The organism is Arthrobacter sp. TJ-270 (assembly GCF_058269075.1).
The window spans coordinates 256,392-270,854 of sequence record NZ_JBZCNB010000002.1; the positions used below are offsets into that span (position 1 = coordinate 256,392).

Sequence of the window (14,463 nt, forward strand, 5' to 3'; positions counted from 1 at the left end):
ACCGCTGGTGTTGAGCCGCGCCTGAATTGAGGCACTTTCTCAGGCGTGTACAGCTCAACTCAAGCGGTTTATTTGGAGCGCCCGCCGCCGTCGTTCATTTGCCTGTGCACTGAGCGCTGCGCCCATTGACGGGCCGGCTCCTACAGAGCGCCATGTCCCCGTGCCCGGATGCGATTCGGGACGGGGAACTTGTGGTAAAGAGGGATGCTAAGGCTTGGGCAGCACTGACCGGGCAGGGGATGGTCATGCTGAGTCTCGTTGCTGGACTCGTGGCCTTCGTTGGAAACGGCAAGAGCGTGGAAGTGGTTGTCGACGGGCAGGCACAGACCGTCCAGACATTTGCCGGCACCGTGGGGGAGGTACTGAAGACGGCAAACGTCACCGTCACAGAGAACGACGACGTGTACCCGGCCCTCGCAAGTCCTATTGGCGACGGCGCCGCCATCCAGGTCAACAAGGCCGCCGCCATCGAGGTACGGCTCAACGGAGCCGAAACCGTTGTGCACACCACGGGTGAAACCGTGGGCGAGCTCGTGGATGAACTCGGTGTGGAGAGAGACTCGGACATCTCCGCACCATCCGAGACCAGGCTCGTCACCCTCAGCTCCACCCTCAGTATTTCGACGCCGAAGACGGTCACCCTCGCCGTTGACGGCAAACTCCACCGCATCGAAACCACTGGGAACACCGTTGCGGACCTTCTCAAAGAAGCGAAGGTGACCCTCGGCGCCGAAGACCGCGTTTCTGTTCCCGTGCGCAGTTCGTTGATCACGGGCATGGGCCTGAAGGTCACCCGCGTCGAGACCGGCAAGAAGGTCACCGAGAAAGAGACAATCGCCTTCACCTCCACCGAGAAGGAAACCGATGAGCTGCTCATCGGTGAACGGGGGGTCGTCCAGGCCGGCGTCGCAGGCGAACGGACCCGCGTCTTCACTGTGACCGTCATTGACGGCAAGGAGACCAGCCGGAAGAAGGTCAGCGACAAGGTGACCCGCGAACCCGTCGAGGAGATCGTCGCCGTCGGAACCCGCGAGGAAGAGCCGGAGCCGGAGCCGGAGCCCGAGCCCGAGCCGGAACCGGAAGAGAAAGAGGCGCCCAAGGCCGCAGCTGCCGCAGCGGCACCGGTAGTGGAGATTGAAACGCCTGAACACACCCCGGCTGCCGTGGCTTCCGGCGGTGCCGCCTGGTATGCCCTCGCCGAGTGCGAGTCCGGCGGCAACTGGTCCATCAACACCGGCAACGGCTACTACGGCGGCCTGCAGTTCAGCGAGTCCAGCTGGCTCGGTGCCGGCGGCGGGAAGTACGCGCCGCTGCCGCATCTGGCATCGGCCTCCGAGCAGATTGCAACCGCCGAGGTCCTCAAACAGAACGGCGGCTGGGGACACTGGCCCTCATGCTCGTCGAAGCTGGGACTCCGGTAGCCAGGTGGGTAGCACCCGCCCCGCTACGATGGCTAGGTGAAAGACAAGGCAAGCCCATCCTCGGCACCGGCCCTGCTCGGCGCGACTGAGATCCGCCGGCTCGCTGAGGAACTGGGGATACGTCCCACCAAGACCCTCGGCCAGAACTTCGTCATCGACGGCAACACCATCCGCAGGATTGTCGCTGCTGCCGCCATTGATCCTGCCGAAACGGTGCTGGAGGTAGGGCCCGGGCTCGGTTCCCTGACCCTGGGCCTTCTGGATGCAGCCCAGCGCGTTGTGGCCGTCGAGATCGACCCGGTGCTGGCCGCTCGCCTGCCGGAGACCATCGCGCAGTGGCGTCCCGAGCGTGCGTCGAATTGCGATGTGGTGCAGGCCGATGCGCTGCGCATCACCGAGCTGCCCGCCGAACCTACAGGGCTGGTGGCCAACCTGCCGTACAATGTGGCCGTGCCGGTGGTGCTGCACCTGCTCGCGCATTTCCCGTCACTACGGCACGGGCTGGTCATGGTGCAGGATGAGGTCGCAGACCGCCTCGCGGCGCCGCCCGGATCGAAGGTCTACGGAGTGCCGTCGGTGAAGGCCCAGTGGTATGGCCGGATGCGCAAGGCCGGCGTCATCGGCATGAATGTTTTCTGGCCAGCACCGAAGATCGCCTCCGGTCTTGTCGCCTTCGAGCGGCATGAGCAGCCGGAAACCACTGCCTCCCGTGAGGAGGTGTTCGCCGTGATCGATGCCGCCTTCGCGCAGCGCCGCAAAACCCTGCGTGCGGCCCTCGCCGGATGGGCTGGCAGCGGTGTCCTGGCGGAGCAGGCGTTGACCCGTGCCGGCGTCGACCCGACAGCCCGTGGCGAGGTGCTCGACATCCACGCCTTCGCCCGCATCGCCGAGTCCAAGCAGCTTCCCCTGGCGTGACGCGAAGCGCGCTTTAACACAGCACCCGTTAAACACAGCACGGCGGCTTCCCGAAAGAAGCCGCCGTGCTTGATGCTGGAGTCTACGGTGCGCCGGGCCGTGAGCCTGGAGGCATGTAACCGTCGGCCTCGTCGTCCTCGCCGCGATCGGCAGCGCTGCGGGATTCACTCCCTGCAAGACCGTCGGATTCGCCCTGGACGTCGGCCAGCCCGTTGGTCTGGTCGAAGGGCTCACCGAGGGGTCGCTCGTCCGCCTTGTCCGATGACACGCCACCGGCTGTGCCGACCACGGGGGTGACGTCCGGTGGCGTGGTGTCCTCGACGGGGGCAGCCGGTGTGACCGGAACATCGGTGGTGGTCGCGTCACGCGATGAGGTGTCCTTCTTGCTGCCGGCTGCCGCTGCGGCTACACCGGCTGCTGCGGCTGCGGCAACGCCCAGGCCGGCAGCGGCTGCCTTGCCCGAGATGCCGGCCTTGCCGCTGTCTCCGCGGGATGCTGCGGCGTCGTCAACGGTGGGGGAACCGACGGTGCCGCCGGCAACGGATCCGCGCCATGCGCCGCTTGCGTAGCCCTCGTCTTCGATGAAGTCCTTGAAGCGCTGAAGGTCACCCTCGGCCTGCTTCTCGATGACGTTGAGCTTGTCGCCGATCTTCTCGACCATGCCTTCGGGCTCGTATTCGAGCTCGAGGCGGATTTGGGTCTGGCCGCCGCCGACGTCCTCAAACGTGACAGCTCCGGCGTTGGTGGCGCCTTCAGTGGCGGCCCAGGCGACGCGACGGTCAGGCTCCTGAGCGACGATCCGGGCTTCCCATTCGCGCTTGACACCGCCGATTTCGGCTACCCAGTGCAGGCGCTCATCAGTGAGCTGCTCTACCTTCTTGACCCCGCCCATGAAGTGGGGGAATTCCTCGAACTGTGTCCATTGGTTGTAGGCCACGCTCACTGGAACGTTGACCATGATCTGCTTCTCGATCCTCGTGCTCACAGCGTCTCCTTCAGATAGGAACGTCCGATGAACTGGTAATTCATCAGTATGCTTACCATGCCCATCGAGCCTATCGCTGGCCATGGGCGAGCACAAGGGACGACGACGGCGGCCCCCGGTTCTTGAGGAACGTCGAACTTATCGGTTTGGTTACAGCGGCTGCCGCTCAGCCGGCCCGTCTATATGCTGGGGGAAACTTTGAGGTCTCTCGGGGGAATCCATGCGGAAACTGGCGGCTTGGCTTTGCATTGGCATGGTGATTGCGTGGACCGGCACCTTCGTCCTCATCAAGACGCACCACGATTCCGTCCGGGCACAGATGGGATCCGTCGCGGATCAACTGCAGATCCCCGAAACCTGGATTGTCGTGTCCGAGCAGGTCGAACGGGAACGGTTCATCTGCTTCAACGACAAGCTGTGTCCCACACTCAGCCGCACGTTGCAGGCGGATCGGGAGTTGGGCGTCGAGGACATTTTGCGGTTGTCGGAGGCGTCCGGGTGGGAGCTCGAGATCGACGGCACCTGCCAGAGAACAGACGCCGCGGTCGGCCTGAGCAGCGTGTGCTCTGCCATCGCCACCTTCGAGGGTCACCGGATCCGGTTGCGCGTTGACAGTCCGGAGCCGGGTGCCGCGAGTCTCGTCAGATTGCAATTGAAGGCTTCCAACCGGTGAGCGCCGGCTTCGATGACGCGAGCTCACCACAATCTCCTGCATAACGGTTTGCTCACGTCACCGTTCCGTGCTGTTGCCCGGGCTCTGCGCCGTATAACCTCAGGTTCGGGGATGCAGCACTGCAGGGCTTTTGCCGGGCGATTGCTCGCCACCTTCCATTTCCTTCGTCTCGAAAGTACGCCCTTGTCAAAGCTGCCATCCGTCCTCGCCTTTGCTGCGGTCTCCTCCCTCCTTCTTGTCGGCTGCTCAAGCACACCTGCCGGTGCGCCCGCGGCCCCTGCGACGACGGCGTCTGAGTCCGCTACACCGTCGGCTAGCCCGACGCCGGAGGAGTCCGAGAGCGCCGAGCCCGAAGAGACCGTAGAACCGGAAGAGACCGCCGAACCGAGCCGGGAACCCTCTGTGGAGCCCAGCCCTGAGCCCACTCCGGAAGCACCGGTGACCGAGGTTCCGGCGCCTGAGCCGCTGCCTACCCAGCCGGGTGACCCGTTTGTTCCGCCGCCGCACGGTGAGCCTAATCCCGGTCCGTTTGTTCCGCCGCCGCACGGTGAGCCGAACCCGCACCAGGGCCTGAATGGCCAGGGCGCTAGCGTGGCCTACCCTCAGCCCGGGTTTCCTGGCCCATCAGTCGTGATCACACCCGGAACGTTCACCATCGGTGGGTCGGGTTATGCGCCGGGGGAGAAGATCCACGTTGCGTTGGGACGGCCGCACACAGATCAGCAGCTACTTGACCAGCCCTACGTGTATGCGGGCCCGGACGGCTCATTCACATTCAATATTTCCGTTGCGTCCGAGCTGGCCCCCGGCGAATACATCATCCTGACCTGGGCGCCGGAACGCGGAGGCCAGGCGGCCGAGGACAGCAAGCGGTACCTTTCCGTGACCATTGTGTCTAATGCATAGCTGAAGCGGCGGATACTGCCACAGGCACGGATTTTGGGAACCGGCCCTTTTCCGATTACGTTGTTGATGGATGAGGCGTCCTTATTAACGAAAGCTTGGTGCAATCGGTATGGAACTCGTCGACCTTCTACTTGGCATGGCCATTCTTACTCTGCCCGTTCTGTTTCTTGCGGCGGCCGCCAAAGTGGTCCTCGATCGCCGGGCCAACGCGCAGCGACTGCAGCCCCTTCCCGTTGACGTAACAGTGGACAACCGGCGGCCCTGAGAAACCGGAGTTTCTCGGGCCGCCGGGCACACAACTCCTCGTCGAACAGTTTCTCCTCAGCCGTGACGTGATCTAAGTTGGACACCATGGTGTCTGGGAGAACGGCAGGGATGCGCGCAACGGGCCCCCGCGCCGTACGTGTGAAGGCGCCGGGCAAAATCAACGTTTCGTTCCAGGTGGGACCACCGCGCGAGGACGGCTACCACAGCGTCGCGAGCGTCTACCTCGCGGTCTCCCTGTATGAGGAAGTCACCGCCACAGCAACGGACGACGGCGCCATCACCGTCACGGTGGACGGCCAGGGCAGCCTCAACCTCCCCATGGAGGAAATTCCGCTGGACGCCAGTAATCTTGCTGCCCGTGCGGCCGCGCTGCTGGCTGAATTGAGCGAGAAGTCGACCGGCGTTCACCTGAACATCACCAAGCGCGTTCCGATCGCCGGCGGCATGGGCGGCGGGTCCGCCGACGCCGCCGCAGCGCTCCTTGCCTGCGATGCGCTGTGGAACAGCGGCTTCTCCCGCGACGAATTGGCGAAGATCGCCGTCGATCTCGGCGCTGATGTGCCGTTCGCGCTCATCGGCGGCACCGCCGTCGGAGTCGGGGTGGGCGAGCAGCTTACGCCCGCGATCTCCAAGACGCCGCTGCACTGGGTCCTGGTTCCCTCGGCCTTCGGGCTGTCCACGCCGGCGGTGTACCGGACGCTGGATGACCTCCGCCTGGCCAGTGGGGAGGTACCTCCGGAGCTCCCGGAGATTGACCCGCACATCCTCAGCGCCATGCGCTCCGGGGACGCGCACACGCTAGCTGAGCTGCTCCACAATGACCTGCAGGTTGCAGCCCTGGAACTGGCTCCCGAGCTGAAGGACGTGCTCGACGCCGGCAAGGACGCGGGTGCGCTGGCCGGCATTGTCTCGGGGTCGGGTCCCACGGTCGCTTTCCTCGCAGAATCTGAGGACCACGCGGCAACCGTCGACGGCCTCCTGTCCGCCGCCGGGCTCTCCACCGAACTGGTGCACGGGCCCGCTCACGGTGCGAGGATTGTCAGCGACTACCTCGCGTAACTCGCACCGCAATCCACTGAAGAAGATCCACCAATAACGAAAGCAGTATTCACGTTGGCCCACCTGCTCGGTGCTGAGAACATCAGCGTCACCTTTGCCACCCGGACTATCCTGGACGGCGTCACCCTCGGACTGGAGGAGGGCGACCGGATCGGCATGGTCGGCCGCAACGGTGACGGCAAGTCGACCCTGATGCGCCTGCTCGCGCAGCGCACCACGCCCGACGACGGCCGCGTCACCAAACGCCGCGACGTCACCGTGGGTTACCTGAACCAGAATGACGTGCTCGACGGCGACCTCGACGTGGGCGCCGCGATTGTCGGCGACCAGGCGGACCACGAGTGGGCGTCCAACCCGAAGATCCGCGACGTCATGGGCGGGCTGGTGGCCGAGGTGGACTGGCACGCCCGTGTCTCCTCCCTCTCCGGCGGGCAGAAGCGCCGGGTTGCGCTGGCGAAGCTGTTAATAGGGGACGACGACGTCATCATGCTCGACGAGCCCACCAACCACCTCGACGTGGAGGGTGTTGCCTGGCTCGCGGAGCACCTCAAGCAGCGGTGGCGTCCCACCGAGGGCGGGCTGCTGGTCGTCACCCACGACCGCTGGTTCCTCGATGAAATCTCGACCCGTACGTGGGAGGTCCACGATGGCATCGTGGACCAGTTCGACGGCGGATACGCCGCCTACGTGCTGGCGCGCGCCGAGCGTGACCGGATGGCCAACGTTATCGAGGGCAAGCGCCAACAGCTGGTGAAGAAGGAGCTGGCCTGGCTGCGCCGCGGTGCGCCCGCCCGTACCTCGAAGCCGAAGTTCCGCATCGAGGCGGCGAACGCCCTGATCGCCGACGTGCCGGAGCCGCGCGATTCGCTGGCGCTCAGCAAGCTCGCCACCGCCCGGTTGGGCAAGGATGTCCTGGACCTCGAGAACGTGTCGCTCGAGCTGGGGGAGAAGGCCCTGTTCAAGGGAATCACACTGCGGCTTGCGCCGGGGCAGCGGCTCGGGATTGTCGGCGTCAATGGTGCCGGCAAGACCACGCTGCTGCGGCTGCTCAACGGGGAGATGGCTCCGACGTCGGGCCGGCTCAAGCGCGGTAAGACGGTGCAGACGGCGATCCTGTCGCAGGACGTGCGCGAGCTCGACGACGTCAATCACCTCCGGGTCACCGAGGTGATTGAGCAGGAGAAGCGGGTGGTGTCGGTCGGAGGTAAGGAAGTGTCGGCCAGCCAGCTGGTGGAGCAGCTAGGGTTCACCAATGAGCGGCAGTGGACACCGGTCAGCGACCTCTCGGGCGGGGAGCGGCGGCGTCTGCAGCTGTTGCGTCTGCTGGTGGGGGAGCCGAACGTGCTGATGCTCGATGAGCCCACCAATGACCTGGACACCGATACCCTCGCCGCCGTTGAGGACGTGCTGGACGGATGGCCGGGAACGCTGATTGTGGTGTCGCACGACAGGTACCTGCTCGAACGCGTCACCGATACCCAGCTGGCGCTGCTGGGCGACGGGAAGATCCGCGACCTGCCCGGCGGGGTGGATCAGTACCTGCAGCTGCGCCGCGGTGCGGCGTCCGGCGACGGGATGGGCGCTACGCCGCTGGCCGCGGACAGCGGCAACGGTACGACGGCGGCGGCCGGTTCCGCTGGCCCGTCACCGGAGGAGGCCCGCCAGGCGAAGAAGGATCTGACCCGCATTGAGCGGCAGATGACCAAGACGAGTTCGCAGATTGAGAAGATCAATCAGCAGATGAGCGACGCCGGCAGTAAGGCGACGGTCGATTTCGAGAAGATGAGCGAGCTGGACGTGAAGCTGCGGGAGCTCCAGTCGGAGCAGGAATCGCTCGAGGAGCAGTGGCTGGCAGCAGCCGAGGTAATGGGAGAGTAACTACGGGCCGGGGGAGCCCGGATGCCCTTTGCACACCGTCTTCACCTGTGTTTAGCTGGATTGGTCGGCTAGCGCCGATAGCACCACCAATGAAGTCGACCGTAGGGAGAACATCATGGGTTTGGATGACAAAATCGGAAACACCGCTGACAAGGTTGGCGGCAAGGGCAAGGAAGCAACCGGTGAAGCCACCGGCGATGAGGATCTGAAGGCCGAAGGTAAAGGTGATCAGGCCAAGGGTGATCTGAAGCAGGCCGGCGAAAAGGTCAAGGACGCTTTCAAGAAGTGATCCGCTTCCTGTAACGAGTTTGGAAACGGGGCGAACCTACGGGTTCGCCCCGTTTTTTGTGCTTGAATATCCGGCCCCGGACGGCCGACTCGAACAGGGCACACTGGTTGTTTCGAACTATTTCTCCGATGACTTCAGTATGTTGAGGGCATGACAGCAGAGACCGCAACCACCGTTAGACCTCAACAGCGCAATCCCTGGCACGACGGCTGGGGGCGCGCGAGCACCAGAGCGGCGCAGGTTCTGCTGTTGCTTGGTTTGGCCTGGGTACTTATTTACGGGCTGATCCAAATCCGGTTGGTGATCATTCCAGTGCTGCTGGCGGTGATCCTTGCCGCCGCTATCGCGCCGTTTGTTCACTGGCTGCGCAGGAAAGGCTGGCCCAGCGGTGTCGCTACAGGCTTTTCCTTCCTGATGCTCCTGTTGATCCTCGGGGGCTTGGTCACAAGTATTGTTTACGCGGTCATGGGTCAGGCCAGAGAGCTCGTCACCAGCGCCTCCGAGGGATTCGACCAGCTCTATGAATTCGTGCGGGACGGCCCCCTACCAGTGGACGAGCAGCAAATCCGGCAGGCACGGGACGCTGCTATCGATTTCGTGACCAGCAGCACCGTGGGGGCGGGAGCGATTTCGGGTTTGAGTGCCGTGGGCAGCTTCCTTACCGGTCTGGTGCTCATGATCGTCATCCTGTTCTTCCTCCTGAAGGACGGAGAACGTATATGGGCCTTTGTCCTCCGGGCATTCAAGGGGAAGCGACTGGTTAAGGCACGTCGCGTCGGCCACGATGGCCTGGCTGTCCTTGGCGGATATGTGCGGGGCACGGCCATTGTGGCGCTGGTGGATTCGTTCTTCATCGGGCTTGCTCTTGTCATTCTGGGTGTGCCTTTGGCGTTGCCGCTTGCTGTGATTGTTTTCATCGGCGCGTTCATTCCGCTGGTGGGTGCAACACTGGCCGGTGCACTGGCTGCCTTGGTGGCACTGGTGGCGGACGGGCCGGTGACCGCCCTCATCGTGGTGGTCGTAGTGGTCGCGGTTAATCAGCTTGAGGGCAATTTCCTGCAGCCGATCGTCATGGGTCGCACTCTCAGCGTGCATCCCTTGGTGATTCTGGTAGCGCTCACCGCTGGAACGATCCTTGCCGGGATTATCGGTGCCATCCTCTCCGTTCCTTTGGCCGCGGTGAGCTGGGCAGCTATCAAGGCGTGGACCCGGGAGCCTGATGAGGAGATTTCCCGGCAGGAAATTGAGCAAGCGGAGTACGAGACTCGGCTGGATGAGAACGGTCAAAGCATCAGTACCACCCCGGAGCAGGATCGGCCGGATAAGGAAGCGATGCATTTGGAACCCACTGAGATGACGGAACGCCCAGTACCTAAGTCACGCCAGGAAGCTGAAGGGTCCGGTAAAGACGCACAATAAGCGGGGACTCCGGCCTTGAGTGCTGGCGCGAATATTGGTCTCCGTTGCACTAAGCCGGTTATTACCGCTGGAGAATAGCAGAGGCCTCGCGGTATGCCGCGAGGCCTCTCGTTAGGGTTCTTCACAGTGAGGGCTAGATCAGCCCCAGCTCTATGAGCTTCTCCCTGAAAGCAGGGGCAATCTTTCGCGCATAATCCTGAGTCATGTGCACGGCGTCGAGCTTCACTGGTGTCTCGGCAACGAAGCTGGGGCACCTACCGTCGACGCAGAACCATTGCCGTGAGTCGATGAACGTGCCGGACACACGTTCTGCTAGTTCCTCATCCGCAGCTGCAATATCCAACCACTGGCTGGTCACAGTACTGACACAGTCGCTGGGAGCAGCCACACGCGAGTAGCACTCTGCTATGTTCACCTCGTCGGGCGGTGAGGAAAGAATGACAACTTCACCCACCGCAGCTGTCACAAGCTCAAGGATGGCGGCGTTGCTGTCAGTCCACTCGGTTGGGGTCATCGGTTCCTGTGCACCCACGGGCGTGCGTGGCTCGTAACCGTTGGCGACAATCAGGATCTCAGGCTGAATAACGTTGATGGCGTCCACCGCCGCCGCCTTCCGGATCGGGCAAGCATTGACAACGTCAGCCTCGGAGTTTTCGGTGGTGACATCGCTGAAAGGACAACCAAACGTCCCGTAGCTCATGACGTTCCAACCGGGCTCTGATGCGAGTGCCGTGCGAACCGTTTCCACATAGGTCATGGAGATGGAGTCACCGACCATCATGACGGTCTTGTCCGCGTTCGGGTCCCCCCATGTGCAGTCATCTTCATTCACTGGCTCTATCTGACCGCATCCTATGACATCCTCGGCGGCTTGTGGGCTGACGATTGCTTCGTCCATCGTTGGGGACAGCTCCGGCCACTCAGTGACCGCCAGCGCGGCGGCGATCTGAGTCTGCAATGCGGCGCCCGGTCTTAATTCAGGGTCAGCAGGTGCCTCACCGGCTGGAACTGAAGGGGCCGCCTCCAGCGGAGTGTCGTTGCTCAATGAGGACTGCCGTGCCATCACCGCCCCCGAAGTCGCTAGGGCAACGACGCACAAGAAAGCGACCGCGAAGTATCGATAGGCGCGGGATACCGTGACTTCTGGGCGTCGGTTCTTGGGGGACCAGGAGATGTGCCTGAGGGGATCTTCCACGAGATGGTACGAGAACACCGACAGAATCAGCATCGATCCCGCGAATGCTGCCAGAACCACCGGTTCGGCTAAGTCCACGAACTGTGCGCCCAGAATGATGATTGGGAAGTGCCACAAATAGAGCGAGTAGGAGATGTCTCCTAGGTACGTGCTGACGGGGTTCGTCAGGGGATACAGGTGTCTCTGCTGCTGGACGCCCGTTCCTGCGAGGATCACCAAAGCGGTGGACAGAACGGGGAGTGCCGCAGCTGGAGCGGGGAAGCCTGATCCCGCTTTGATCACGAACCCGGATACCACCATTCCGGCGATACCAGTCCAAGCCAACACAGGCCGGATAGCGCTCGGAATCCGAACCAGCAGCGGGGCCATGACCGCAAGCAGCGCTCCGACTCCCAACTCCCATGCCCGGGAGAACGTGGAGAAGTAGGCAAGGTCCGGGTTGCGGACCGTCTCCCACAACGCCCAGGCGAATGACACCACACTGAGGAGCCCTATCGCCGCACCGACGGCGAACCGCGCCGCACTCACTGTCCCGCCTCTTCGTGCGAAGAGCACGAAGATCAGGAGCATTAACCACGGCCACGCGAAGTAGAACTGTTCCTCCACGGCCAGCGACCAGTAGTGCTGAAGTGGAGACGTTGGTCCACCGGACTGGAAATAGTCTGTTCCCGAGGCAGCGAATCTCCAGTTACCTGCAAAGAGCAGCGCCCAGACTCCATCGAAGAACGTCGAGAGGAACCGGGACTGGCCGAATATGAAGTACGCCGCGGCGACCGTGGCTCCCAGGACGATGAAAGATATGGGGAGGATTCTCTTTGCTCGGCGCTTGTAGAAGTTGGTGAACGAGATCCGCCCGGTCCGCTCATGCTCTCGTAGGAGGATGCCCGTGATCAGGAAGCCCGAGATGACGAAGAAGATATCGACGCCAACAAATCCGCCGCTCGGCCAGCCCATCAAATGATCGAGGATCACTGCGATGACAGCGAAAGCCCGCAATCCTTGGATATCTAAGCGGGCACTTTTCTTCACCGGCTTTCCGGTATTCCTGCGTGCACGTCGAGTTACCGAGCGCAGGACGGTTTCCATTGATTGCAGACCGCCCAAAGCGGCACCCCCAGACGTCCCATATCCAGCTCCTCGATGAGCGTCACCAGGTTGATTTTCCCAGTGTTCATCGAGAGGCTTGGGTTTAGCTTGAGCTGCGCCTTCGGGCCGCCATGAGATGTGGGTGAGCCGCCGTTGAGGACGTCCTGGACGCGTGGCCGGGAACGCTGATCGGCGACGGGATGTTCCAAGCGACCGGGGTGCTGGGGGTGCAGGGGCTTCAGCTCACCCGTGGACCATGTTTCTGGACGCACGGACGGGACCCGATGCCCGTTCCGATAGAATGTTCCGGCTGCACAAACCCTGGGAGGCTTTGCCTTGTCCGTTGATCTCGCGCGTCCGCGCCCGTCAGAACCGATAGCGGAGAAGAAGCACTTCCGCCCAGACATTCAGGGCATGCGCGCGATCGCGGTTCTGGCCGTCGTCCTCTATCACGCAGGAGTCCCGTTCCTTCCGGGCGGGTATATCGGCGTCGACATCTTCTTCGTCATCTCGGGCTTCCTCATCACCGGGCTGCTGCTACGGGAGATCGAGCGTTCGGGCCGCATCTCGTTCAGTGACTTCTACGCGCGGCGGATCCGGCGTCTCCTTCCTGCTTCGGCACTGGTTCTGGTTGCTACGGTTGTGGGCGCCAAGCTTCTGGTCCCACCGCTGCTGCTGCCCGACATCGGGAAGGACGCCGTAGCCACATCGCTGTTCCTGGCCAACATGCGCTTCGCCCAGACCGGGACGGACTACCTGGCAGGTACCTCGCCGTCGCCCTTCCAGCACTATTGGTCGCTTGCACTGGAGGAGCAGTTCTATCTGGTGTGGCCGCTGGTCATGGTGCTGGTTGCGGTCTTCGCCGCGTCCCGGCGGAGGATGTGGCTGGCGATTGTCCTCGGATCCCTCTCGGCGCTGTCTTTGGTTGGCGGCGTAGTCCTTACCGGCATCAATCAGCCCTGGGCATTTTTCTCCCTTCCGACCCGTGCGTGGGAGCTCGGTCTCGGCGGGCTGGTGGCACTGGCCGCACCTGTCCTCGGGCGGATGAACGCGAGGACGGCTCGTGCGGTAGGACTATTCGGGCTGGCCATCCTGCTGATGTCAATCGTCTTCTTCACGCATGATCTCGTATTCCCGGGATGGGTCGCTCTTGCACCCGTTCTCGGTGCTGCCCTGATGATCGGTGGAGGGCAGGTCCAGGATCTCCGGTTTCTCCACGCGCCACTGCTTCAGTACCTGGGCAACATCTCCTACTCGCTGTACCTGTGGCACTGGCCCGTGCTCATCCTGGCGAAGATCCGGCTTGGGGAGGACTTCAACGGCTGGGTGGCGTCGGGTCTTGTCCTGTTGTCGTTGGTGCTGGCCCACTTCACCTACAGGCACGTTGAGCAGAGATTCCAACACGCCCGCGTATTGAGGGCCAAGGGCGTGCGATCGTATGCATTCGGTGCTGGCCTGACGATCGTTGCCCTCGCTGTCAGCTGGAGTGCCACAAAGCTACCCGACCTGGACTCCGGAAAGGCAGTAGCAGCGCCGGAGGGCCTGGAATTGATGTCCGCCCCGGTCTCCTCGGATTTCGTTCCTTCTAACCTGACACCGGCCCTTGAAAATGCTGGCGGCAGTACCCCTCGGATATACGCGGACGGGTGCCATGCCGACTACAACGCCACTGCGTCGCAGGACTGCACGTACGGGGACCACGCCGGTACGGGGAGCATTGTCCTGTTCGGCGATTCTCATGCTGCCCAGTGGTTCACGCCGATGGATGGGGTCGCGAAAGCGGAGGGGAAGAAACTCGTCAGCCTGACCAAGTCTTCCTGTCCTTCAGTGGACATACCCGTCGAGGGCACCATTTCCGAGACCTATCCGCAGTGTGATGAGTGGAGGCAGGACAGCCTCGAACGCATCACCGCTCTGGAGCCCGAGCTCGTGGTTATCTCGAACTATGGAAGCGTCTATCGGGAACTGGGCCGGACCACAGGTGATTTCGAACAGGCCTGGCGGAAGGGTTTGCTCAAGACAATCGATGCTCTCCCGGCGAGCACGCGCGTCGTGGTTCTGGGTGACACTCCGGCGTGGGAAGTGGCACCGAGCGTGTGCCTGTCCAACCATCTGCAGGATGTCAGCGCATGCTCAGCGCCCAGGGATCAGGTGATCGACGCAGGCGTTCATCAGGTCGAGCAGGAAGCAAGTCAGTCGGCGGGCGGCCGGTATGTGTCACCGCTCGACTGGATCTGCCGGGACGCCTGTTCCCCCATTGCCTGGAACCGGCTCGTGTACCGCGATAATCACCACCTGACCGACGAGATGGCCGACGCACTCACCGGCCGGTTGCACCAAGCCCTCGACGCTGCCGGAACCTAGAAGCGC

General features: G+C 63.1%; 13 protein-coding genes. 10 read left to right on the forward strand and 3 right to left on the reverse strand.

From position 1 onward, the window contains the following. Positions 1-245 precede the first annotated feature (245 nt). Both AC4D2M_RS05885 and rsmA read left to right on the forward strand, forming a co-directional pair. On the forward strand, positions 246-1,421 hold the full coding sequence (locus AC4D2M_RS05885; protein WP_490890679.1) for a resuscitation-promoting factor: 1,176 nt from the start codon (positions 246-248) through the stop codon (positions 1,419-1,421). A gap of 36 nt (positions 1,422-1,457) precedes the next feature. Then, a complete protein-coding gene (rsmA, locus tag AC4D2M_RS05890) occupies positions 1,458-2,336 on the forward strand; it encodes a 16S rRNA (adenine(1518)-N(6)/adenine(1519)-N(6))-dimethyltransferase RsmA (RefSeq protein WP_490890680.1) in 879 nt (292 codons plus the stop codon). 82 nt (positions 2,337-2,418) lie between these two features. On the opposite strand, the gene AC4D2M_RS05895 is transcribed toward rsmA, so the two are convergent. Beyond that, positions 2,419-3,321, reverse strand: a complete 903-nt coding sequence (locus AC4D2M_RS05895) for an SRPBCC family protein (RefSeq protein WP_490890681.1) — start codon at positions 3,319-3,321, stop codon at positions 2,419-2,421. 253 nt (positions 3,322-3,574) lie between these two features. On the opposite strand from AC4D2M_RS05895, the gene AC4D2M_RS05900 reads away from it, so the two are divergent. The 7 genes from AC4D2M_RS05900 to AC4D2M_RS05930 all read left to right on the forward strand — a co-directional run bounded on the left by AC4D2M_RS05900 (position 3,575) and on the right by AC4D2M_RS05930 (position 9,812). After that, positions 3,575-3,994: a hypothetical protein gene (locus AC4D2M_RS05900; RefSeq protein WP_490890682.1), complete on the forward strand. Its 420-nt coding sequence runs from the start codon at positions 3,575-3,577 to the stop codon at positions 3,992-3,994. Between the two features lie 183 nt (positions 3,995-4,177). Then, the gene (locus AC4D2M_RS05905) at positions 4,178-4,900 is read left to right on the forward strand and encodes a hypothetical protein (protein ID WP_490890683.1); all 723 of its coding nucleotides are present in this window, start codon (positions 4,178-4,180) and stop codon (positions 4,898-4,900) included. Between the two features lie 136 nt (positions 4,901-5,036). After that, a complete protein-coding gene (locus AC4D2M_RS05910; protein WP_490890684.1) occupies positions 5,037-5,165 on the forward strand; it encodes a hypothetical protein in 129 nt (42 codons plus the stop codon). Positions 5,166-5,275: 110 nt separating this feature from the next. Continuing rightward, a complete protein-coding gene (locus tag AC4D2M_RS05915; RefSeq protein WP_490890685.1) occupies positions 5,276-6,226 on the forward strand; it encodes a 4-(cytidine 5'-diphospho)-2-C-methyl-D-erythritol kinase in 951 nt (316 codons plus the stop codon). A gap of 54 nt (positions 6,227-6,280) precedes the next feature. After that, positions 6,281-8,104: an ABC-F family ATP-binding cassette domain-containing protein gene (locus AC4D2M_RS05920; protein WP_490890686.1), complete on the forward strand. Its 1,824-nt coding sequence runs from the start codon at positions 6,281-6,283 to the stop codon at positions 8,102-8,104. A gap of 115 nt (positions 8,105-8,219) precedes the next feature. Beyond that, positions 8,220-8,393: a CsbD family protein gene (locus AC4D2M_RS05925; protein ID WP_490890687.1), complete on the forward strand. Its 174-nt coding sequence runs from the start codon at positions 8,220-8,222 to the stop codon at positions 8,391-8,393. A gap of 150 nt (positions 8,394-8,543) precedes the next feature. Continuing rightward, positions 8,544-9,812 carry an AI-2E family transporter gene (locus AC4D2M_RS05930; RefSeq protein ID WP_490890688.1) on the forward strand — a complete coding sequence of 423 codons (1,269 nt, stop codon included), beginning with the start codon at positions 8,544-8,546 and terminating at the stop codon, positions 9,810-9,812. Positions 9,813-9,945: 133 nt separating this feature from the next. On the opposite strand, the gene AC4D2M_RS05935 is transcribed toward AC4D2M_RS05930, so the two are convergent. Together AC4D2M_RS05935 and AC4D2M_RS05940 are read right to left on the reverse strand one after the other, a co-directional pair. Next, positions 9,946-12,003: an acyltransferase family protein gene (locus AC4D2M_RS05935; protein WP_490890689.1), complete on the reverse strand. Its 2,058-nt coding sequence runs from the start codon at positions 12,001-12,003 to the stop codon at positions 9,946-9,948. Between the two features lie 65 nt (positions 12,004-12,068). Beyond that, entirely contained in the window at positions 12,069-12,365 is a 297-nt protein-coding gene (locus AC4D2M_RS05940) for a hypothetical protein (protein ID WP_490890690.1), read from the reverse strand. A gap of 142 nt (positions 12,366-12,507) precedes the next feature. Here AC4D2M_RS05940 and AC4D2M_RS05945 point away from each other — a divergent pair, with 142 nt between their 5' ends. Then, positions 12,508-14,457: an acyltransferase family protein gene (locus tag AC4D2M_RS05945; RefSeq protein ID WP_490890691.1), complete on the forward strand. Its 1,950-nt coding sequence runs from the start codon at positions 12,508-12,510 to the stop codon at positions 14,455-14,457. The last annotated feature ends 6 nt before the right edge of the window (positions 14,458-14,463 follow it).

Bases quoted from the DNA above. Each gene is read 5' to 3' on its own strand.
- AC4D2M_RS05885 (WP_490890679.1), top strand. From the start codon at position 246: ATGCTGAGTCTCGTTGCTGGACTCGTGGCCTTCGTTGGAAACGGCAAG.
- AC4D2M_RS05900 (WP_490890682.1), top strand. From the start codon at position 3,575: ATGGTGATTGCGTGGACCGGCACCTTCGTCCTCATCAAGACGCACCAC.
- AC4D2M_RS05910 (WP_490890684.1), top strand. From the start codon at position 5,037: ATGGCCATTCTTACTCTGCCCGTTCTGTTTCTTGCGGCGGCCGCCAAA.
- AC4D2M_RS05915 (WP_490890685.1), top strand. From the start codon at position 5,276: ATGCGCGCAACGGGCCCCCGCGCCGTACGTGTGAAGGCGCCGGGCAAA.
- AC4D2M_RS05925 (WP_490890687.1), top strand. From the start codon at position 8,220: ATGGGTTTGGATGACAAAATCGGAAACACCGCTGACAAGGTTGGCGGC.
- AC4D2M_RS05930 (WP_490890688.1), top strand. From the start codon at position 8,544: ATGACAGCAGAGACCGCAACCACCGTTAGACCTCAACAGCGCAATCCC.
- AC4D2M_RS05945 (WP_490890691.1), top strand. From the start codon at position 12,508: ATGCGCGCGATCGCGGTTCTGGCCGTCGTCCTCTATCACGCAGGAGTC.